The 20,219-nt window shown below is 69.2% G+C and carries 18 protein-coding genes and 1 pseudogene; 16 read left to right on the top strand and 3 right to left on the bottom strand.

From position 1 onward, the window contains the following. The first annotated feature begins 2 nt into the window (after positions 1-2). The 14 genes from ftsW to nrdR all read left to right on the top strand — a co-directional run bounded on the left by ftsW (position 3) and on the right by nrdR (position 15,534). A complete protein-coding gene (gene ftsW / locus ACSU1G_RS10605; protein WP_439279881.1) occupies positions 3-1,313 on the top strand; it encodes a putative lipid II flippase FtsW in 1,311 nt (436 codons plus the stop codon). After that, positions 1,310-2,449, top strand: coding sequence for an undecaprenyldiphospho-muramoylpentapeptide beta-N-acetylglucosaminyltransferase (gene murG, locus ACSU1G_RS10600; protein WP_439279880.1), 1,140 nt, complete (start codon positions 1,310-1,312; stop codon positions 2,447-2,449). The genes ftsW and murG overlap by 4 nt, the downstream gene beginning before the upstream one ends. 41 nt (positions 2,450-2,490) lie before the next feature. Beyond that, the gene (murC, locus tag ACSU1G_RS10595; RefSeq protein ID WP_439279963.1) at positions 2,491-3,990 is read left to right on the top strand and encodes a UDP-N-acetylmuramate--L-alanine ligase; all 1,500 of its coding nucleotides are present in this window, start codon (positions 2,491-2,493) and stop codon (positions 3,988-3,990) included. Then, complete coding sequence (locus ACSU1G_RS10590) at positions 3,987-4,763, top strand: cell division protein FtsQ/DivIB (protein WP_439279879.1); 777 nt, start codon at positions 3,987-3,989, stop codon at positions 4,761-4,763. Before murC ends, ACSU1G_RS10590 begins: the two co-directional genes overlap by 4 nt. A 130-nt stretch (positions 4,764-4,893) precedes the next feature. Further along, a complete protein-coding gene (gene ftsZ, locus ACSU1G_RS10585; protein ID WP_439279878.1) occupies positions 4,894-6,144 on the top strand; it encodes a cell division protein FtsZ in 1,251 nt (416 codons plus the stop codon). Between the two features lie 17 nt (positions 6,145-6,161). Beyond that, on the top strand, positions 6,162-6,932 hold the full coding sequence (locus ACSU1G_RS10580) for a polyphenol oxidase family protein (RefSeq protein ID WP_439279877.1): 771 nt from the start codon (positions 6,162-6,164) through the stop codon (positions 6,930-6,932). Positions 6,933-6,958: 26 nt separating this feature from the next. Then, positions 6,959-7,717 carry a YggS family pyridoxal phosphate-dependent enzyme gene (locus ACSU1G_RS10575; protein ID WP_439279876.1) on the top strand — a complete coding sequence of 253 codons (759 nt, stop codon included), beginning with the start codon at positions 6,959-6,961 and terminating at the stop codon, positions 7,715-7,717. 79 nt (positions 7,718-7,796) lie between these two features. After that, a complete protein-coding gene (locus ACSU1G_RS10570) occupies positions 7,797-8,363 on the top strand; it encodes a cell division protein SepF (protein ID WP_439279875.1) in 567 nt (188 codons plus the stop codon). Positions 8,364-8,416: 53 nt separating this feature from the next. Further along, a complete protein-coding gene (locus ACSU1G_RS10565) occupies positions 8,417-8,719 on the top strand; it encodes a YggT family protein (RefSeq protein ID WP_439279874.1) in 303 nt (100 codons plus the stop codon). 108 nt (positions 8,720-8,827) lie between these two features. Continuing rightward, the gene (locus ACSU1G_RS10560) at positions 8,828-9,625 is read left to right on the top strand and encodes a DivIVA domain-containing protein (protein ID WP_439279873.1); all 798 of its coding nucleotides are present in this window, start codon (positions 8,828-8,830) and stop codon (positions 9,623-9,625) included. 134 nt (positions 9,626-9,759) lie between these two features. Next, positions 9,760-10,353, top strand: a complete 594-nt coding sequence (gene lspA, locus ACSU1G_RS10555) for a signal peptidase II (protein ID WP_439279872.1) — start codon at positions 9,760-9,762, stop codon at positions 10,351-10,353. Next, on the top strand, positions 10,337-11,299 hold the full coding sequence (locus tag ACSU1G_RS10550; RefSeq protein WP_439279871.1) for an RluA family pseudouridine synthase: 963 nt from the start codon (positions 10,337-10,339) through the stop codon (positions 11,297-11,299). The genes lspA and ACSU1G_RS10550 overlap by 17 nt, the downstream gene beginning before the upstream one ends. Positions 11,300-11,344: 45 nt before the next feature. Further along, the gene (gene dnaE, locus ACSU1G_RS10545; RefSeq protein WP_439279870.1) at positions 11,345-14,938 is read left to right on the top strand and encodes a DNA polymerase III subunit alpha; all 3,594 of its coding nucleotides are present in this window, start codon (positions 11,345-11,347) and stop codon (positions 14,936-14,938) included. A gap of 98 nt (positions 14,939-15,036) precedes the next feature. Further along, entirely contained in the window at positions 15,037-15,534 is a 498-nt protein-coding gene (gene nrdR, locus ACSU1G_RS10540; protein ID WP_439279869.1) for a transcriptional regulator NrdR, read from the top strand. Between the two features lie 329 nt (positions 15,535-15,863). On the opposite strand, the pseudogene ppgK reads toward nrdR, so the two are convergent. Next, positions 15,864-16,649 (bottom strand): annotated as a pseudogene (gene ppgK, locus ACSU1G_RS10535) (polyphosphate--glucose phosphotransferase); the annotation flags it as partial. A 74-nt stretch (positions 16,650-16,723) separates the two neighbouring features. Then, positions 16,724-17,677, bottom strand: coding sequence for a type I methionyl aminopeptidase (map, locus tag ACSU1G_RS10530; RefSeq protein ID WP_439279868.1), 954 nt, complete (start codon positions 17,675-17,677; stop codon positions 16,724-16,726). A 47-nt stretch (positions 17,678-17,724) separates the two neighbouring features. Between map and ACSU1G_RS10525 the strand changes: the two genes are divergently transcribed. Continuing rightward, a complete protein-coding gene (locus ACSU1G_RS10525; protein WP_439279867.1) occupies positions 17,725-17,898 on the top strand; it encodes an SPOR domain-containing protein in 174 nt (57 codons plus the stop codon). A gap of 9 nt (positions 17,899-17,907) precedes the next feature. On the opposite strand, the gene panB is transcribed toward ACSU1G_RS10525, so the two are convergent. Continuing rightward, entirely contained in the window at positions 17,908-18,750 is an 843-nt protein-coding gene (gene panB, locus ACSU1G_RS10520) for a 3-methyl-2-oxobutanoate hydroxymethyltransferase (protein ID WP_439279866.1), read from the bottom strand. A gap of 126 nt (positions 18,751-18,876) precedes the next feature. Here panB and glnA point away from each other — a divergent pair, with 126 nt between their 5' ends. After that, positions 18,877-20,217, top strand: a complete 1,341-nt coding sequence (gene glnA / locus ACSU1G_RS10515) for a type I glutamate--ammonia ligase (RefSeq protein WP_439279865.1) — start codon at positions 18,877-18,879, stop codon at positions 20,215-20,217. Positions 20,218-20,219: the final 2 nt, after the last annotated feature.

Here is a 20,219-nt window from a genome sequence, read left to right as displayed (position 1 = left end):
GTATGGTGACCACCCCCATCCGGCCATCGAGCCGCACCCGGGGTCCAGCCAGGACCGGATCCGCGCCGCAGCACCCCCGCTCCCAGCCCGGATCCTCACGCGTGGCCCGGTGGTGGCAACGGGGCTGGGCGTTCCTGGAGGGCAGGGATTCCCCCGGCACCTCGTTCTTCCTGATCCTGGGCTGCGCGGCGGCCCTGACGGTGATCGGGCTGGTCATGGTGTTGTCCTCCTCCTCGGTGGAGAACATCGGGGAGACCTCCGGGTCCTATGACCTGTTCATCCGGCAGGCGATCTTCGGCGTCCTCGGCCTCGGCGTGATGCTCCTGCTGTCCAGGCTGGGGCCCGAGCGGCTGCGCGCCCTCGCCTGGCCCGCCATCATCACCGCCGTGATCCTGCTGGCGCTCGTGCTGACGCCCCTCGGGCACGAGGTCAACGGCAACCGGAACTGGCTCAAGATCGGCGGCTTCACGGCCCAGCCCTCCGAGGCGGCCAAGCTGGCGCTGGCCCTGTGGGCCGGCGTGGTGCTCGAGCGCAAGGCCGCGCTGATCGGCCAGCTGAAGCACGCCATCGTCCCGGTGCTGTTCCCGGTGGGCGCCGTCCTGCTCGGGTTGATCATGCTGGGCCGGGACCTCGGCACCGCCATGGTGATGATGGTCATCATGGCCGCAGTGCTCTTCCTGGCCGGGACCAGGCTGCGGTACTTCCTGGTCGCCGGCGGCCTCGGGACCGTGGTGGCGGTGGTCCTGGCCCTGACCTCCGCCAACCGGGCGGTGCGCATCCAAGCCTGGCTCGGGAACTGCGACTTCCCCACGGAGCCCTGCTACCAGCCTGACCACGGCATGTTCGCCCTCGCCTCCGGTGGGTGGTGGGGGGCGGGCCTGGGCCAGTCCCGCCAGAAGTGGAGCTACATCCCGGAGGCCGAGAACGACTTCATCTTCACCATCCTGGGCGAGGAACTGGGCCTGGTCGGCACGTTGCTCGTGGTCGGGCTCTTCGCCGGGCTGGCCATCGGCATGTTCCGGGTGGCCCGCCGTTCCACCTCGCTGTACGTGAAGATCACCACCGGCGGCATCCTGGCCTGGATCATCGGCCAGGCCTTCATCAACATCGCCATGGTCACCGGACTGCTGCCTGTGATCGGCGTACCGTTGCCGTTCATCTCCTACGGCGGCTCCGCGCTGACCCTGGTGCTGGCCGGCGTGGGGATCGTCCTCTCCTTCGCCCGCCAGCAGAGTCTTGAGTCCCGAGCCGAGCGCAGGGACAGCCTCCCCCCAGTCGATCAGCCCTTCCAGGCCCCAGGAGGCACCGCATGACCGAGACAGAACCCCTGCGTGTGGTCCTCGCCGGGGGCGGCACCGCCGGTCACGTCAGCCCGATGCTGGCCATCGCCCGCGCGTTGCAGGAGCTGCATCCGGCGGTGCGGTGCACCATGGTCGGCACCACCACGGGACTGGAGACCCGGCTCGTGCCGGCCGCCGGCTTCGAGCTGGACACCATCGACCGGGTCCCCATGCCCCGCCGGCCCACCATGGACCTGGTGCGGCTGCCCGTGAGGCTGCGCCGGGCCGTCACCCAGGCCCGGGCCATCCTCGACCGCCGGCGCGCCGACGTCGTGGTGGGGGTGGGCGGATATGTCTCCACCCCCGTCTACCTGGCTGCCCTGCGCCGCGGCCTGCCGCTGGTGATCCACGAGGCCAACGTCCGAGCCGGACTGGCCAACCGGCTCGGAGCGCGCCGTGCCGCCGTGGTGGCCACCGCCTTCCCGGAGACCGAGCTGCCGCACGCCCAGTGCGTCGGCATGCCCATGCGCCGGGAGATCTCCACCCTGGACCGGGCCGCCGCCCGCAACACGGCCCGCCGCGCCCTCGGACTGGACGAGTCCGCCACCACCGTGGTGGTGACCGGAGGCTCCTCCGGGGCGCTGAACCTCAACCGCGCCCTCGCCGGGGCCCTGGCGGACTTCGCTGCGGCCGGCCTGCAGGTGCTCCACCTGACCGGACGGGACAAGCAGGTGCTCGGCCCGGACGGCACCGCGGTGACCTCACCCGGGTACCACCAGCTGGAGTACCTGGACGGGATGGAACAGGCCTACGCGGCCGCCGACCTCATCGTGGCCCGGGCTGGATCCGGCACGGTCCACGAGTTGGCCGCCGTCGGGCTGCCCGCCGTCCTGGTCCCCCTTCCCATCGGCAACGGCGAACAGGCACTGAACGCACGGGGACTCGTGGAGGCCGGTGGTGCGTTGACCGTCCGGGACGAGGAGTTCACCGCCGAGTGGATCGGCCGCCGGCTGATCCCCCTGGCCGTTGACGCGGATCGGCTGCAGGCCATGTCCACCGCCGCCTCCGGGCTCGGCATCCGCGGGGCCGACCGCACCATGGCCCACCTGGTGCTGCAGGCCGCCGGCCGCCCCCAGCCCACCCACGACCCCTCGGGAGAGCACCAGTGAACCGTCCAGAGAACACCGGATCCGGCGAGACCGGAGGGGACCTGACGGACGCGTCCGCCACCGCCGCGGCAGCTGGGGCCGAGGACCTGGCGCGCCTGGGCCGCGTGCACTTCCTCGGGCTGGGTGGAGTGGGCGTCTCCGGCATCGCGCGGATCATGCAGCAGCGGGGCATCCGCATCTCCGGCAGTGATGCCAAGGACCTGCCGGTCATGCGTGAACTCGAGGCTGCGGGGGCCACGGTCTTCGTGGGCTACGACGCCGACCACCTGGACCGGCTCGCAGAAGACGGCGGCGGAGCCGTGGACACCGTGATCGCCTCCTCGATCGCCGGGCCGGGCAATCCCGAGTATGACGCGGCGGTGGACCGCGGTCTGCCCGTCCTCCACCGCTCCCAAGGGCTGGCCGCCGCCATGACCGGGCACCGGGTCCTGGCGGTCGCCGGCACCCACGGCAAGACCACCACCTCCTCCATGGCCGCCATGACCTTCACCCAGGCCGGAGCCGAGCCCGCCTTCGCCGTGGGTGCCGCCGTTGCCGGCCTCGGGACGAACGCCTCCGCGGGGGCGGGGGAGTGGTTCATCGCCGAGGCCGACGAATCGGACGGCACCCTGCTGAACTACCGCCCCGAGATCGCCGTCCTGACCAACGTGGAGGCGGACCACCTGGACTTCTACGGGTCCGAGGACGCCGTCACCCAGGTGTTCCGGGACTTCATCGGACTGCTGCCGCGGGACGGCGTCCTGGTGGCCTGCGCGGATGATGCCGGCGCGCGCGATGCCGCTGACTGGGCCCGGGCGGCCCGCACAGACGGTGCGCCGGCCCCCCGGGTGGCCACCTACGGATCGGACCCCACCCGAGCCGACGACCTGGTGCTGGTGGACAGCACGCTGTCCGGCCTGGACGGTGGTACCGGCCAACGGGTCACCTACCGCTGGCTGGACGGCACGACCACGGCCCTCACCCTGGCCGTGCCCGGACTGCACAATGCGCTCAACGCCGCGGCCGTGCTGCTGGCCGCCCACCACGCCGGCCTGGACGGCGCCGCCGCGGCCCGCGGGCTCGAGGGCTTCCGCGGCACCGCACGCCGCTTCGAGTACCGCGGTCAGGTGGCGGGGGTGCGCGTCTTCGACGACTACGCCCACCACCCGACTGAGGTGGCCGCGGCGATCGCCGCCGGCCGGTCGGTGGCCGGTCAACACCGGCTGCACGTCCTGTTCCAGCCACACCTGTTCTCCCGGACGCGGGACTTCGCGCAGGGGTTCGCCGAGGCGCTCTCCGCGGCGGACGGCGTCCAGGTCCTGCCCGTCTACGCCGCCCGTGAGGAACCGATCCCGGGGGTGGACTCCGCCCTCATCGCCCGCCACGTGCGCACGGCGCTGCCCGGATCCACGCTCATCCCGCAGGACGCGGCGGCGGCCGTGGCCTCCCTCCTGGAGCCGGTACGGCCCGGCGACGTCATCCTGACCATGGGGGCCGGCGACGTCACCGCCCAGGGCCGGGCGATCCTGGACGCCCTGGCGGAACGGGCGGAGGGTGCATGACCGAGACGGAACAGCAACAGGGTGCCCCCGCCGCCGACAACATCCTCGAATTCCCCGAGACCCACCGCCAGGCCCGCAGGCGGCACCGCAGGGTGTGGTGGATCAGCGGGGCCGCACTGGTGACGCTGCTGGCCGTGCTCAGCGCGGTCCTGTACTTCTCACCCGTGCTGGCGATCACCACCGTCACGGTCTCCGGCACCGAACTGCTCGCCCAGGGCCGGGCGGTCGAACTGCTGCAGCCGGTCCGTGACCGACCTCTGCCGCAGGTCGGCCAACGGACCGTGGAGGACCTGCTGGCGGGCGAACCCGCGGTGGACACCGTCCGGGTCCAGGCCGAGCCGCCCCATGGACTGTCCGTGGAGGTGGTGGAGCACCAACCGGTGGCCATGGTCCACGACGGCGCGGACCGCATCCTGTATTCGGCCGCCGGCACGGCGCTGGCGACCCTGCCGGAGGACCGGGCGGGCGCCTATCACCTGCCCAGCGTCGCGAGCGCCGAGGACGTGAAGGACCCGGAGGTGTTCGATGCCATCACCTCGGTGCTGGGCACCCTGCCGGAATCGATCCGGACGCTGATGGAGTCGGCCTCGGCCGAGACGATCGACTCGGTCACGCTGACCCTGACGGACGGCCGGACGGTGCTGTGGGGCAACCCGGAGCATGGACCGCGGAAGGCGCAGGTCCTGGAGGCCCTGTTGAAGGTGCCGGAGAACGAGGAGGCACCGGTGCGGGAGTTCGATGTCTCCACCCCGGATCGCCCCGTGACACGCTGAAAAGCGACACACCCCGGGCGGGTCTTTGCACGATCGCCGCCGGCACCATAACGTTTGATCCAGAAGACAGGTTGACATAACACTAACCTTCAACCTGAACGTTAAGCCAACCGAGCAAGGGACATCTACTGTGGCAGCACCCCAGAACTACCTGGCCGTCATCAAGGTCGTCGGCATCGGCGGAGCCGGCGTGAACGCCGTCAACCGCATGATCGACGTCGGACTGCGTGGCGTGGAGTTCATCGCCATCAACACCGACGCCCAAGCCCTGCTCATGAGTGATGCCGACGTCAAGCTGGACGTGGGCCGCGAGCTCACCCGCGGCCTGGGCGCCGGGGCGAACCCCGAGGTCGGGCGGCAGGCCGCCGAGGACCACGCCGAGGAGATCGAGGAGGTCCTGCGCGGAGCGGACATGGTCTTCGTGACCGCGGGCGAGGGTGGCGGCACCGGCACCGGCGGCGCGCCCGTCGTCGCCCGCATCGCCCGCTCGCTGGGTGCGCTGACCATCGGCGTGGTGACCCGTCCGTTCACCTTCGAGGGCCGCCGCCGCGCGAGCTCTGCCGAATCCGGCATCGACGGCCTGCGCGACGAGGTCGACACCCTGATCGTCATCCCGAACGACCGTCTGCTGTCCATCTCGGACCGCAATGTGTCCGTGCTGGATGCCTTCAAGTCCGCGGACCAGGTGCTGCTGTCCGGCGTGCAGGGCATCACCGACCTGATCACCACCCCGGGCCTGATCAACCTGGACTTCGCGGACGTGAAGTCCGTCATGCAGGGTGCGGGCTCGGCCCTGATGGGCATCGGCTCGGCACAGGGTGAGGACCGCGCCGTCAAGGCCGCCGAGCTCGCCATCGCCTCGCCCTTGCTGGAGGCCTCCATCGACGGCGCCCATGGCGTGCTGCTGTCCATTCAGGGCGGCTCCGACCTCGGCCTGTTCGAGATCAACGAGGCGGCCCGGCTCGTCCAGGAGGTGGCGCACCCGGAGGCGAACATCATCTTCGGTGCGGTCATCGACGACGCACTCGGGGACGAGGCCCGCATCACCGTGATCGCGGCTGGCTTCGACCAGGTGGACGCGACCTCGGCCCCGGCCGGTGGGTTCAACACCGGTACGAAGCCGCAGGGCCAGCAGGGTCAGCAGGCCAGCCTGCCGGGTTCACAGCAGGGCGGTGCGCAGGTGCCGAACCAGCAGATCCCGAACCAGCCGGTGCCGAACCGTCTGGTCCCCGCGCGTCCGGAGACCGCACCTGCCGCCGAGGCCTCGGGCTACCAGGCCGAGTCGGGTCAGCAGGACCTGCCGACCGTGGTGGAGCCGGACGGCTCCGGCCCCGGCCGTGACGGCAGGGATGATCTCGATGTGCCGGACTTCCTGAAGTAGCGGTCAGGACCACTCCCGTGCTGAACCAGCCGGCGGGGGAGTCCCCGTTCCTGTGGCGCACCGACCCCGGCCCGGGCCTGAACGTGGCCTTCACCGGGATCGACGCCGGCAACCTCGCCTTCCATGTCACCGGCGGCCGATCTGGAGGGGCCGCTGCCACCTCCTCGGCGCGGTACGGCCTGGAGGACGCCATGGGCGTCCGACGCGGCAGCACCGAGTACCTGACCCAGGTCCATTCGGCGCGGGTGGTCCCGGCACTGGGCCGCGGCTGGGACGTGGACCAGGCACCGCGAGAGGCCGACGCGCTCGTGAGCGCCTCGGGGCGGGAGCCTCTGGCCATCATGGTGGCGGACTGCCTCCCCGTGGTGATGGTCTCCCGGCGAAAGGGGCAGCGGGAGTACACCGGCCCCACGGCCGTGGCCCATGCCGGACGGCAGGGACTGCTGGACGGGGTGCTGCAGAACACGGTGTACCGGTTGCGGCAGGACGGCGCGGGCGACGGCCCCGGAGACCTGCAGGCGTGGATCGGTCCCGGCATCTGTGGCCGCTGCTACGAGGTGCCCGAGCAGATGCGTGCGGACGGGGTCGCCCGGATCCCGGCCGCCGGCTCGACCACCTCGTGGGGTACCCCGGCGCTGGACCTGCCCGCCGGTGCCGCCTCCGTCCTGACGGGGCTCGGTGCCACGGTCCACCTCAGCGGAGTCTGCACCCGGGAGGACCACCGCGTGTTCTCCCACCGCCGGGACCCCGGCCGCGGCCGGTTCGTGGGACTGGTGTGGCGTCAATGATGAGAATGGATGGGATGGAGGAACCGATGGGTGACGAGCGTACGACCGAACTCGGGCGCCGGCTCGGGGAGGTCCGGCAGCGTATCGACCGGGCCGTCTCCGCGGCAGGACGATCCACCACTCCACGACTCGTGGTCGTCACCAAGTTCCACCCGGCCGCAGATGTACGCCGGCTGGTCGGGCTCGGCGTCCAGGACGTCGGCGAGAACCGAGACCAGGAGGCGCGTGCCAAGGCAGCCGAGGTGGACGACGCCTCCGGTCTGAACTGGCATTTCATCGGCCAGCTGCAGTCCAACAAGGCCAAGTACGTGGTGCGTTACGCCACCGCAGTGCACTCGGTGGATCGGGAGCAGCTCGTGACGGCCCTGTCAACGGCCATGGTCCGTGAACAGGCGCGTCGCCAGGAGACCGGACGTCCCGCCCGCCAGGACCTGGACTGTCTCATCCAGGTGGACCTGGATACCCGTCCTCCGCAGGAGCGCCCGGACGGCATCGGCGCCCGGGGAGGGGTGCAGCCGGACGGGGTGCTGGCCCTGGCGGAGCAGATCGCCGGTGCTGAGGGACTGAACCTACGGGGCCTCATGGCCGTTGCACCCCTGGGGCTGGAGCCGGCGCCCGCCTTCCAGCGGCTCCGCGGGATCTCCGCCGCCCTGGTGGCCCGGCACCCGGAGGCCACCTCGATCTCGGCGGGTATGAGCCATGACCTGGAGGAAGCGGTGGCGGCGGGGGCGACACACCTTCGGGTCGGAACCGATGTCCTCGGGCCGCGCCCCGACGTGGGTTAACCTCGAAGGTGTCTGCTTCGAGGCGGATGACGCAGGGCCGGGAGTTCCCCGGGCGCTTTCCACACGGTGAGGATTTTCGATGGCTGGTGCACTGAAGAAGACCATGATCTACCTCGGGCTCGCCGATGGCGATGAGCAGTACGAGGAAGAGCAGCGGGTCGCTGAACACGACCGCCGGCAGGAGCGCGCTGAACGGCACGCTGCAGCCGAGCCGGACGAGCCGGCCGGCGAGTGGGAGGACGAGGCGCGAGACGAGCGCCCCCAACCGGTGCGCGCGGCCCAGCCCCAGTCTGCCGAGCGCGAGTACCGTGCGCCCGTCACCCCCATCAAGCGGGCCACCCAGTCCCGGGAAGAGGCCTCCGCCGTGCGCCAGATCACCACCGTCCACCCGCGTTCCTACAACGACGCCAAGCTCATCGGTGAGTCGTTCCGCGGGGGCATCCCCGTCATCATGAACGTGACGGACATGAGTGAATCCGATGCCAAGCGCTTGGTCGACTTCTCCGCCGGCCTGGTGTTCGGGCTCCACGGCGCCATCGAGCGCGTCACGAACAAGGTGTTCCTGCTGACCCCCGCCACCGTCCAGGTCCTGGGCGAGGACACCTCGGGCGCCGAGGACCAGGCGCACTTCTTCAACCAGAGCTGATACCGGACGGGCGGGGCAGAGCCCGCCCGGGACCCGGTGTGGAATAGGCTGCCGTGACCCTGATCTTCTCCCTCATCTACCTCGTGCTGGCCCTGGTCCAGTTCCTGCTGCTGATCCGGATCGTCTTCGATGTGGTGCAGTCCTTCGCCCGCTCGTGGCGCCCCCAGGGGATCCTGCTGATGGTGGCCTCCACCGTCTACACCGTCACCGACCCACCCCTGCGGTGGCTGCGTTCCAAGATCCCCCCCGTGAACCTCGGGGGGATCGGCATCGACGTGGCGTTCCTCATCCTGTTCGTCGTGGTCGTTCTGCTCAAGTCCGTGGTCGCGGCCCTTGCCGTCGGCGCGTTGGGCTGATGGTAGCCTGATCACCAGTGTGGTCCGGGCCTGCCGTTCGGCCGGTCCGAGCCATAAAGAAGACCGTTGCCCGTCAAGGGCAGATCGAATACGTATTGGGGTGACCACATGGCTCTGACGCCGGAAGATGTTGTCAACAAGCGGTTCCAGCCGACCAAGTTCCGTGAAGGCTACGATCAGGACGAGGTGGACGATTTCCTCGACGAAATCGTGGTCGAGCTGCGTCGCCTGAACCAGGAGAACGACGAACTGCGCCGCAAGGTCTCGGAGCTGCAGTCCGGTGAGACCGGTCAGTCCGCCGTCCCGGCACCCGTGTCCGCCGACGGTTCCGGGGATCCGTCCACGGCCTCGCAGGAGGACGTGACGGTGGCGGCTGACGCTGAGTCTGCTTCCGTCACCGAGGCCCCCGTGGACGAGGAGGAGGCGGATCAGGCCCCGGCCACCGCCGCTGGAACCACCGTCCCGGCCGCGAAGTCCGAGCCGGTCGTGACCGAGCCCGCGCCGGCCGCAGCGGCCACCGGGGCCCAGCCCGTCACCCAGCCGGCTGCAACCGGCGCGCCGGAGCCCGGAGCCGCCCACGGCGCCACCGCCACCTCGGCCGCCGGTGTGCTGGCCATGGCACAGAAGCTGCATGACGACTATGTGGCTGAGGGTCAGACCAAGCGGGAACACATCATCCAGGAGGCCGAGAGCGAGGCCACCGGGCTGGTCAACGACGCCCAGGAGAAGTCCCGCAAGACCCTGGCGGAGCTCGAGGAGAAGAAGTCGGTGCTCGAGCGCAAGGTTGAGCAGCTCAAGGGCTTCGAGCGTGACTACCGCGCCCGTCTGAAGGCCTACATCGAGGGTCAGCTGCGTGACCTGCAGAACCAGGGTCCGATCCAGGACGAGGCCACCGCCTCGCACTGATCGTTACCGGCCTGCGGGCCGCGCGACACCCCACGATCACAGAACCGGGCCGGCCATGGTGAGACACCATGGCCGGCCCGGGCTGTTACCACCGACCCCGGCCCGGAGCCGGACTGCACCGAAGGACTGCCTGCGTGATCCCTACCGAGCCCAGCCGACCCGACGCGCAGCCCGCGGGTCCCCGTCCGGCACGCAGACGGCATCGGGCGTGGATCGCCGGACTGGTGTTCGCGGTGGGATACATCGCGGACCAGCTGACCAAGCGCTGGGTGGAGACCACCATGACGGAGGGGCAGATCACGGATGTCCTGGCGCCGGTGCTGCGCTGGCACTTCATCCGCAACCCCGGTGCGGCCTTCTCCATCGGCGAGGAACACACCTGGGTCTTCACCATCATCCAGGCGGCCGTCGGGATCTTCGTGGTGGTCCTGCTCTTCCGGGTCCGCTCCGCCGTCTGGGCCGTGGCCCTGGGCGGACTCCTCGGCGGCGTCCTCGGGAACCTCACGGACCGGCTCTTCCGCCCGCCCGGCTTCGGCGTGGGACACGTGGTGGACTTCATCGCGCTGCCGAACTTCGCCATCTTCAACATCGCGGACTCGCTGATCGTCTGCTCCATGAGCGGCATCGTGCTGCTCATGTTCACCGGATACCGGCTCGACGGCACCCGAGAGGTGACGGAGAGGACCGCCGGACAAGCCACCGGGCAGGGCCGTGACCTCGACTCCTGAACCCGGCCTGGCCGTCGTCGTACCCCAGCCCCCGGACCTGGGCCGGCGAGTGGACGCCGTGGTGGCGACCGCCCTCGGCGTCTCCCGTACCAAGGCCGCGGCGTGGTGTGCGGCGGGACAGGTGAGCCAGCGACCGGCCGGCGCACTCTCACCCGGGCGGCCCGTGGCGAAGTCCGCAAGGGTGGCGGCCGGCACGGAACTCGTGGTCGACATCCCCGAGGAACCCAACCCGCTGGACGTGAAGGTGGAGATCGTGGAGGACCTGAGAATCCTGGCCGATGAGCCGGACTACGTAGTCGTGGACAAACCGGTTGGGGTGGCGGCGCACCCGTCACCGGGGTGGGTCGGGCCCACCGTGGTCGGGGGACTGGCCGGCGCCGGCTACCGGATCTCCACCTCGGGCGCCGCCGAACGGCAGGGGATCGTGCACCGTCTGGACGTGGGGACCTCCGGCATCATGGTGGTGGCCAAGTCCGAACGGGCCTACACCGCGCTTAAGGACGCCTTCCGGGACCGGACCCCGCAGAAGACCTACCACGCCGTGGTGCAGGGCCTGCCGGATCCACTGAACGGGACCATCGACGCGCCGATCGGCCGTCACCCGGGACACGACTGGAGGTTCGCGGTCCTGGACGGCGGCCGCAACTCCGTGACCCATTACCAGACGCTGGAGGCCTTCGGCCGGGCGACCCTGGTGGAGGTCACCTTGGAGACCGGGCGGACGCACCAGATCCGCGTGCACTTCTCCGCCCTGCGCCACCCCTGTGCCGGGGACCTGACCTACGGTGCCGACCCGAGGCTGGCGGCCGAACTCGGACTGACGCGGCAGTGGCTGCACGCCCACCGCCTCGGCTTCCCCCACCCGGTCACCGGGCAGTGGGTGCACTACGAGAGCCCCTACCCGCAGGACCTGGTCTATGCGCTGGGCGTGTTGCGCGGCGAGTGACTAGGGTGGTTGACCGGCAGAACGAGCAGTAGGGAAGAACAGAGCATGACCGCCACAGCGCAGAGTACCCGGGACGCAGCCAAGGACGGCGGATTCGCCCACCTCCACACCCACACGGAATATTCCATGCTGGACGGCGCGGCCAAGCTGACCGAGTTGTTCGACGAGACCGAGCGGCTTGGCATGGACTCCATCGCCATCACGGACCACGGCTACCTCTTCGGGGCCTTCGACTTCTGGAAGAAGGCCACCGACGCCGGCATCAAGCCGATCATCGGTCTCGAGGCCTACCTGGCCCCCGGACACCAGCACCGCACGGACAAGACCAAGGTCCGGTGGGGTGAGCAGAACCAGCGTGGAGACGACGTCTCGGGCGGCGGCGCCATCACCCACATGACCTTGCTGTCCAAGAACAACACGGGCATGCACAACCTGTTCCGGGCCGGGTCCATCGCCTCCCTGGACGCCGCGTACGCCAAGTGGCCGCGGATCGACCGGGAACTGCTCTCCACGTACTCCGAAGGGCTGATCGGCACCACGGGCTGCCCCTCGGGGGAGGTCCAGACCCGTCTGCGGCTGGGCCAGTACAACGAGGCACGCCAGGCCGCGGCCGAGTTCCAGGACATCTTCGGCAAGGAGAACTTCTACTGCGAGCTGATGTTCCACGGCCTGGACCTGGAGAAGCGGGTGGTGAACGACCTGCTCAAGCTCTCCAAGGACCTGAACCTGCCGTTGCTGGCCACCAACGACCTGCACTACACCCATGAGCATGACGCCAAGCCGCACGAGGCGCTGCTGGCCATCCAGTCCGGCTCCACGCTGCTGGAGCCCACCTATGACCAGGGCGGCTCGCGCTTCGCCTTCTCCGGCACCGAGTTCTACCTGAAGTCCCCGCGGCAGATGCGGGACCTGTTCTCCGAGTTCCCGGAGGCCTGTGACAACACGCTGCTGATCGCGGAGCAGTGCGAGGTGTCCTTCGACACCCAGGCCAACTACATGCCGAAGTTCCCCTGCCCGCCGGGCGAGGACGAGACGAGCTGGCTGACCAAGGAGGTCGCCACCGGGTTGGCCTTCCGCTACCCGGACGGCGTCCCCTCCCACGTGCGCAAGCAGGCCGACTACGAGCTGGACGTCATCATCTCGATGGGGTTCCCCGGCTACTTCCTGGTGGTGGCCGACTTCATCAACTGGGCCAAGGACCACGGCATCCGAGTAGGGCCCGGCCGTGGCTCGGGCGCCGGCTCCATGGTCGCCTACGCCCTGAAGATCACCGAGTTGGACCCCCTGGCGCACGGGCTGATCTTCGAGCGGTTCCTGAACCCGGACCGCGTGTCCATGCCTGACTTCGACGTCGACTTCGATGATCGCCGCCGCTCCGAGGTGATCGACTACGTCACCGAGAAGTACGGCGATGAGCGCGTGGCCATGATCGTCACCTACGGCACCATCAAGACCAAGCAGGCACTGAAGGACTCCGCCCGGGTGATGGGCTTCCCGTTCTCCATGGGGGAGACGCTCACCAAGGCGCTGCCGCCGGCCGTGATGGCCAAGGACATCCCGCTCAACGAGATCGAGGACAAGAAGTCCTCCCGCTACGGCGAGGCCGGGGAGTTCCGCGAGCTGGTCTCCACCGATCCAGACGCCGGGAAGGTCTTCGAGACCGCCAAGGGCGTGGAGGGGCTGAAGCGGCAGTGGGGCGTGCACGCCGCCGGCGTGATCATGTCCTCCGAGCCGATCATCGACGTCATCCCGATCATGCGCCGCCTCCAGGACGGGCAGGTCATCACCCAGTTCGACTACCCCACCGCCGAGGGGCTCGGGCTGATCAAGATGGACTTCCTCGGGTTGAGGAACCTGACGATCATCTCGGATGCCATCGAGAACATCCAGATGAACCAGGACTTCACCTTGGACTTGGAATCGCTGACGTTCGATGACAGGCCCTCCTACGAACTGCTGGCCCGGGGCGACACCCTGGGCGTGTTCCAGCTGGACGGCGGCCCCATGCGGGCGCTGCTGAAGATGATGAAGCCGGACAACTTCGAGGACATCTCGGCCACCATCGCGCTCTACCGGCCGGGGCCCATGGGCGCGAACTCGCACACGAACTACGCGCTGCGCAAGAACGGGCAGCAGGAGATCACCCCGATCCACCCGGAGCTCGAGGAGCCGCTGGCCGAGATCCTGGGCACCACCTACGGCCTGATCGTGTACCAGGAACAGGTCATGGCCATCGCCCAGAAGGTCGCCGGATTCTCGCTGGGCCAGGCGGACATCCTGCGCCGCGCCATGGGCAAGAAGAAGAAGTCCGAGCTGGACAAGCAGTACGCGGGGTTCCACCAGGGCATGGTGGACCACGGGTACTCGGAGGCCGCCGTCAAGGCACTCTGGGACATCCTGCTGCCGTTCTCCGACTATGCCTTCAACAAGGCACACTCGGCCGCCTACGGGCTCGTGTCCTACTGGACCGCCTACCTAAAGGCCCACTACCCGGCCGAGTACATGGCCGCCCTGCTCACCTCCGTGGGTGATGACAAGGACAAGATGGCCCTGTACCTGAACGAGTGCCGCCGGATGGGCATCTCCGTGCTGCCGCCGGACGTCAACGAGTCCTCCCTGTACTTCACCTCGGTCGGCAAGGACATCCGCTTCGGCATGGGCGCGGTCCGCAACGTCGGCTCGAACGCCGTGGCCGGGATGGTCGCCGCCCGCGAGGAGAAGGGGGCCTTCGCCTCCTTCCAGGACTTCTTCAAGAAGGTCCCGGCGGTGGTGTGCAACAAGCGCACCATCGAGTCGCTCATCAAGGCCGGCGGCTTCGACTCCCTGGGTGACGCCCGCCGGGCGTTGCTGGCGGTGCACGAGGAGGCCGTGGACGCGGCGGTGGCGCAGAAGCGCCAGGAGGCCAACAACCAGTTCGACTTCTTCTCCCTGCTCGAGGAGGAAGGGGGAGACGCCGGGGACGCCGGCTTCGGCATCGAGGTCCCGGACATGCCGGAGTGGGACAAGAACGACAAGCTCACCTTCGAACGCGAGATGCTCGGCCTCTACGTCTCCGACCACCCGCTGCAGGGGCTGGACGGTGTGCTGGCCCAGCACGCGGACATCTCCATCACGCATATCCTGTCCGACGACGGCCCCTCCGATGGTGCCATGGTCACCATCGCGGGGCTCATCACCAGCCTCGAGCGGCGCATCGCCAAGAGTTCCGGCAACGCCTATGCGCGGACGGAGATCGAGGACCTGGGGGCGTCGATGGACGTGATGTTCTTCGGCAAGGCCTATGCGCCGATCGCCACGATGCTGGCCCAGGACCTCGTGGTGGCCGTCAAGGGCAGGGTGCAGCGGCGCGACGACGGTTCGATCTCCCTGAGTGCCCAGGAGCTGACCATCCCGGACCTCTCGGACGGCCACTCCGGTCCGGTCTCCCTCACCATGGCGGAGTTCAAGGCCACCGAGGCCATGGTCACCGCGTTGGGCGACGTGCTCAAGACGCACCCCGGCACCACGGAGGTGCGCCTCCAACTCACCAAGGCCCGGACCAAGGACATCATCCAGTTGGGCGCGGACTTCCGGGTCAGCCCGAACCCCGCGCTCTTCGGTGATCTCAAGGTGCTGCTGGGCCCGGCCTGTCTGGAGTGAGCAACCACTACATCTGGTAATCACACGATTGTCATTACGCCATATGTGGGTTTATGATGAACCGTGAGCACATCGGCTGAAGGGAGCGTCAGAGACTGATGCACTGTCCCTTCTGTCGGCACGAGGACTCCCGGGTGGTGGACTCCCGCTCGCTGGATGACGGTTCGGCCATCCGCCGGCGCCGCCAGTGCCAGTCCTGCGGGAAGCGCTTCACCACCATGGAGACCACGGCGTTGACGGTCGTCAAGCGCTCCGGGGTGGCAGAACCCTTCGAGCGGTCGAAGGTCATCAACGGCGTCCGGAAGGCGTGTCAGGGCCGGCCGGTCACCAGCGACGACCTGGCCATGCTGGCGCAGGAGGTCGAGGAGACCATCCGGGCCACGGGTAATGCCGAGGTGGACGCCCACGAGGTGGGGTTGGCGATCCTGGATCCGCTGCGCCGCCTGGACCAGGTGGCCTACCTGCGGTTCGCGTCCGTCTACCAGGCGTTCGAGTCCCTGGACGACTTCGCGCGTGCCGTCGAGGACCTGCGGTCGGCTGGAAACCAGCCGGAGGCCGCGGTCAGAGCCCTGCAGCCGAGGCTCTTCACCCGCTGAGGCGGAAGGCCCCACGGGGCATTGAGACTGCCGATGGCGGCTCCGGAGGGGAAGCCGGAGCCGCCATCGGTCACCACTCCAGCGTGGTCTACCAACTGGGCGGCCTACCGGGCCGCTTTCCTCCCAGCCTTCTCCGCCTTCTTCTCAGCCTTCTTGTCAGTCTTCTTGCCCGCCTGATGGTCCGCCTTCTGGTCGGACTGCTTCTCGGTCGCGACCGGATCCATCCCACCGTCCACCGACCGTTGCGCCATCGCCTGGTCGGCGGCCTTCCGGGCGGTGCCGAGCAGGGCCTGCCGGGTCGCGGCGCCGGCCGAGGTGTCGGTGGCCCAGAGTGCGGCCCCCACGATGCCGGCATTGTTCTTCAACGCGGCCGGGACGATCGGGGCTCGGAGGTCCAGGAGCGGCAGGTAGTCGTCCGGTCGCTTGGAGATGCCGCCGCCCACGATGATCAGGTCCGGGTAGAAGATGCGCTCCACGTAGGAGAAGTACCGCTGGAGCCGTTCGGCGTAGGCCGGCCAGTCCAACCCATCCCGTTCCCGCGCCGCGGCCGAGGCACGGGTCTCGGCGACCGCCCCGTCGAGTTCGATCGTGCCGAGCTCGAGGTTGGGGACCAGTTCGCCGTCTCGGAACAGCCCAGCCCCGATGCCCGTGCCCAGGGTGATGACCAGGACCGTTCCCTGTACGCCCCGGCCGGCGCCATGACGCACCTCGGCCAAGCCGGCCGCATCCGCGTCGTTCACGGTGGACACCGGGCGCTTCAACGCCTCGGAGAACAAGCCGTCCACGTCGGTGTCGATCCAGGAGGCGTCCATGTTGGTGGCCGTCAGACAGACCCCCTGGTGGATGACGGCCGGGAAGTCGATGCCCACGGGCAGGGTCCGGGACGGGGCGCCCGGACGGGGGTCCAGTTCCCCCACGATCTCGGTCAGCACGGAGGCCACGGCCTCGGGGACGGCCGGTTGCGGGGTGGGGATGCGGAAGCGGTCGCCCACCAGGCGGCCGGTCTTCGGGCCCTCTCCCAGCTGGACGATCCCGCCCTTCATCCCGGTGCCGCCGATGTCCACACCGATGGTCGTGAACAGGCCGGTGGCCGGGTCGGTGGTCTTCTTCGCCATGGTGCGCTCCGGGGATCTGGGGTCGGGGTGTGGGGTCGGGGTTATGGGGTCGGTGGGTGGGTTCGGTGCCGGGATCAGGGCAGCGTCAGGATCTCGGCGCCGTCGTCGGTGACCACCAAGGTGTGTTCGAACTGGGCGGTGCGTTTGCGGTCCCGCGTCACCACGGTCCAGTCGTCGTCCCACATGTCCCACCGGATGGTGCCAAGGGTGATCATCGGCTCGATCGTGAAGACCATGCCGGGGGCCATCACCGTGTTGTGCGCGGGCGCGGCGTCGTAGTGCGGGATGACCAGGCCGGAGTGGAACTCGCGGCCCACGCCGTGACCGATGAAGTCGCGGACCACGCCGTAGCCGAACCGCTTGGCGTAGGACTCGATCGCGCGGCCGATCACGTTGATCTCGCGCCCCGGCTTGACCGCCTTGATCCCGCGCATCATGGCCTCGTGGGTGCGTTCCACCAGCAGGCGGGACTCCTCGTCCACCGTGCCGACCAGGTAGGTCATGTTGTGGTCGCCGTGGTGGCCGTCCAGATAGGCGGTGATGTCCAGGTTGATGATGTCCCCGTCCTCGAGGACCGTGTCATCCGGGATGCCGTGGCAGATCACCTCGTTCAGCGAGGTGCAGATGGCCTTGGGGAAGCCCTTGTAGCCCAGGCAGGACGGGTACGCCCCGTGGTCGCAGATGAACTCGTGGGCGATCCGGTCCAGGGTCGCCGTCGTGACGCCCGGTGCGATGTGCCGGGCCGCCTCCTCCATGGCCTGGGCCGCGATGCGCCCTGCCGCCCGGATCTTCTCGATGCCTTCGGCATCATAGAAATCAGAGCCGTTGCCCTCATCGGCCGTGGCCCGGCCGACATACTCCGGACGCTGAATGTGGGCGGGGACCGACAGCTGGGGGGCGACGACGCCCGGCACCAGGGTGCCCAGCGGTGCCTTCGAGCCGGGCTCGCCGCGGGACGGGCCTTCGGGGGTCGGCCCGTTGTGGCTGGTGGGACGGACGGTGGACTGCTGCTGGACGTTCTGGGACATAGTCCGATCCTATCGCCGCAGTGGGCCCCTCCCGTTAGGGTGGGCCCATGAGCGAATACTGGTACAACGTCATCAGCCACCAGGTCGAGGAGGGCCCGCAGTCGGATTGGTCGAAGCTGCTGGGTCCCTATGCCTCCCGGGTGGAGGCCGAACAGGCGATCGCCCAGGTCCAGGCCAACAACGAGCGCTGGGACGAGGCCGACGAGGACGCCAACGACTGAGCTGCCGGCTCAGGACTCGAAGCCGTGCTCCGGGGCGGGGAAGGTCCCCTCGAGGACATCGCGTCGGTAGGCGGTGACGGCCTGGGACACCTCGCTGCGCAGATCGGCGTACTGCTTGACGAAACGCGGCATCTTCCCCGCCCGCAGCCCCAGCATGTCCTGCCACACCAGGACCTGTCCCGTGGTGGCGCCCCCGGCGCCGATCCCCACGGTGGGCACGTGCAGGGCCTCATCCACCCGGCGGGCGATGTCGGCGGGGACCATCTCCATCAGGACCGCGAAGGCCCCGGCATCCTGGAGGACGGTGGCCTCGTGGATCATGGACTCGGCCGCGTCACCGCCACGGCCCTGGACGCGGTAGCCGCCCAGGACGTTCTCCGATTGGGGGGTGAAGCCGATGTGCGCCATCACGGGTACCCCGGCATCCGTCATCATCCCCACGTGCTCGGCGTAGCGTTCCCCGCCCTCCATCTTCACGGCGTGCACCCCGGCCTCCTTGACCAGCCGGATGGCACTCTCGGTCGCCTGCTGGGCGGAGAGCTCGTAGGAGCCGAACGGCAGATCGGCCAGCACCATGGCCCGGCGGGTCCCGCGGACCACGGAGCCGGCGAAGACGATCATCTCGTCCATGGTGATCGGCAGGGTGGTGGCGTGACCCATCACGTTGTTGGCCGCCGAGTCGCCCACGAGGATGGTCTCGAGGCCGGCCTCATCGAAGATCTGGGCCATCTGGAAATCGTAGGCGGTCAGCATGGCGAACCTCCGGCCCTCGTCCTTGGCCTGCTGCAGGTGCACGGTGCGGTAACGGGCCGGGGCGGGGGCGGCGTAGGGCGCGATTTCATTCTCAGCCATGGCCGCAGTCTAGCGGCCCGTCGGGAGCCCTGACCGGGCCGGTCGCACTACAGTGGAGCCAACCGCAGGTGGTGCCGAGTTCCGATGCGGTTGCCCAGACGTTCCAACAGGAGGCCGCCAGAGACCATGGATCGCCAACAGGAGTTTGTCCTCAGGACCATCGAGGACCGGGACGTGCGCTTCGTCCGACTGTGGTTCACCGACGTCACCGGGACCCTGAAGTCCGTGGCGCTGGCTCCGGCAGAAGTCGAGGGGGCCTTTGCCGAGGGGTTGGGGTTCGACGGGTCCTCGATCGACGGGTACACCCGCATCTTCGAATCCGACATGCTGCTGCAGCCCGATCCCTCGACGTTCCAGATCCTGCCGTGGCGTGGCGAGGAGGAACCGACCTCCCGGATGTTCTGCGACGTGCTCACCCCGGACGGTGAACCCTCCGCGGCCGATCCCCGCCAGGTCTTGCGGCGCCAGCTGTCCCGGGCCGCGGAGATGGGCTTCACGTTCTACACGCACCCCGAGATCGAGTTCTACCTGCTGAAGTCCAAGGACCTGGGGCCTGACGGCCAGCCGATCCCCGTGGATCAGGCCGGCTACTTCGACCACGAGCCCGGCGGCGTGGCCACGGACTTCCGTCGGCACGCCGTCAACATGCTGGAGGCCATCGGCATCTCGGTGGAGTTCAGCCACCATGAGTCCGGCCCGGGCCAGAACGAGATCGACCTGCGGTACGCGGACGCCCTGCAGACGGCGGACAACATCATGACCTTCCGGACGGTCATCAAGGAGGTGGCCCAGCTCCAGGGCAACTACGCCACCTTCATGCCCAAGCCGTTCGGTCAGCATGCCGGCTCCGGCATGCACACCCACTTCTCCCTGTTCGAGGGGGACTCGAACGCCTTCTTCGAGCCCAGTGCGGAGTTCCACCTCTCCACGACGGGCCGCCGGTTCATCGCCGGGCTGCTGCACCACAGCGTGGAGGTCACCGCCATCACGAACCAGTTCGTGAACTCCTACAAGCGCCTCTGGGGCGGGGGAGAGGCCCCCTCGTACGTGTCCTGGGGGCACAACAACCGCTCGGCGCTGGTCCGGGTGCCCCTGTACAAGCCGGACAAGGCCGGGTCCGCCCGGGTGGAATACCGCGGGATCGACGCCTCGGCCAACCCCTACCTGACCTACGCGGTGCTCCTGGCCGCGGGGCTGAAGGGGATCGAGGAGGAGTACGAGCTGCCCGAGGCCGCCGCCGAGGACATCAGCGCGCTGACCTCCATGGAGCGCCGGGCGCTGGGCCATCATTCCCTGCCGGGAACCCTCCACGACGCCCTGCGGGCCATGGAGGAGTCCGAGTTCGTGGCGGAGGTGCTGGGGGAGACGGTCTTCGAGAACTTCCTGAGGAACAAGCGCCAGGAGTGGGACGAGTACCGGGTCGAGGTCACGCCGTTCGAGCTGCAGCGTAACCTCGGCATCCTCTGAGG

It is taken from the genome of Microbacterium sp. A93 (genome assembly GCF_051842835.1).
Note: the sequence above shows the minus strand (reverse complement) of the source record. Positions and strands in the feature narration are given on the sequence as shown.

Excerpts from the sequence above, each read along its gene's own strand:
- panB (WP_439279866.1), bottom strand. The coding sequence starts at position 18,750 with ATGGCTGAGAATGAAATCGCGCCCTACGCCGCCCCCGCCCCGGCCCGT.
- ACSU1G_RS10560 (WP_439279873.1), top strand. The coding sequence starts at position 8,828 with ATGGCTCTGACGCCGGAAGATGTTGTCAACAAGCGGTTCCAGCCGACC.
- dnaE (WP_439279870.1), top strand. The coding sequence starts at position 11,345 with ATGACCGCCACAGCGCAGAGTACCCGGGACGCAGCCAAGGACGGCGGA.
- murG (WP_439279880.1), top strand. The coding sequence starts at position 1,310 with ATGACCGAGACAGAACCCCTGCGTGTGGTCCTCGCCGGGGGCGGCACC.
- ftsW (WP_439279881.1), top strand. The coding sequence starts at position 3 with ATGGTGACCACCCCCATCCGGCCATCGAGCCGCACCCGGGGTCCAGCC.
- ACSU1G_RS10570 (WP_439279875.1), top strand. The coding sequence starts at position 7,797 with ATGGCTGGTGCACTGAAGAAGACCATGATCTACCTCGGGCTCGCCGAT.
- nrdR (WP_439279869.1), top strand. The coding sequence starts at position 15,037 with ATGCACTGTCCCTTCTGTCGGCACGAGGACTCCCGGGTGGTGGACTCC.
- ACSU1G_RS10525 (WP_439279867.1), top strand. The coding sequence starts at position 17,725 with ATGAGCGAATACTGGTACAACGTCATCAGCCACCAGGTCGAGGAGGGC.
- ACSU1G_RS10575 (WP_439279876.1), top strand. The coding sequence starts at position 6,959 with ATGGGTGACGAGCGTACGACCGAACTCGGGCGCCGGCTCGGGGAGGTC.
- ACSU1G_RS10590 (WP_439279879.1), top strand. The coding sequence starts at position 3,987 with ATGACCGAGACGGAACAGCAACAGGGTGCCCCCGCCGCCGACAACATC.
- map (WP_439279868.1), bottom strand. The coding sequence starts at position 17,677 with ATGTCCCAGAACGTCCAGCAGCAGTCCACCGTCCGTCCCACCAGCCAC.
- glnA (WP_439279865.1), top strand. The coding sequence starts at position 18,877 with ATGGATCGCCAACAGGAGTTTGTCCTCAGGACCATCGAGGACCGGGAC.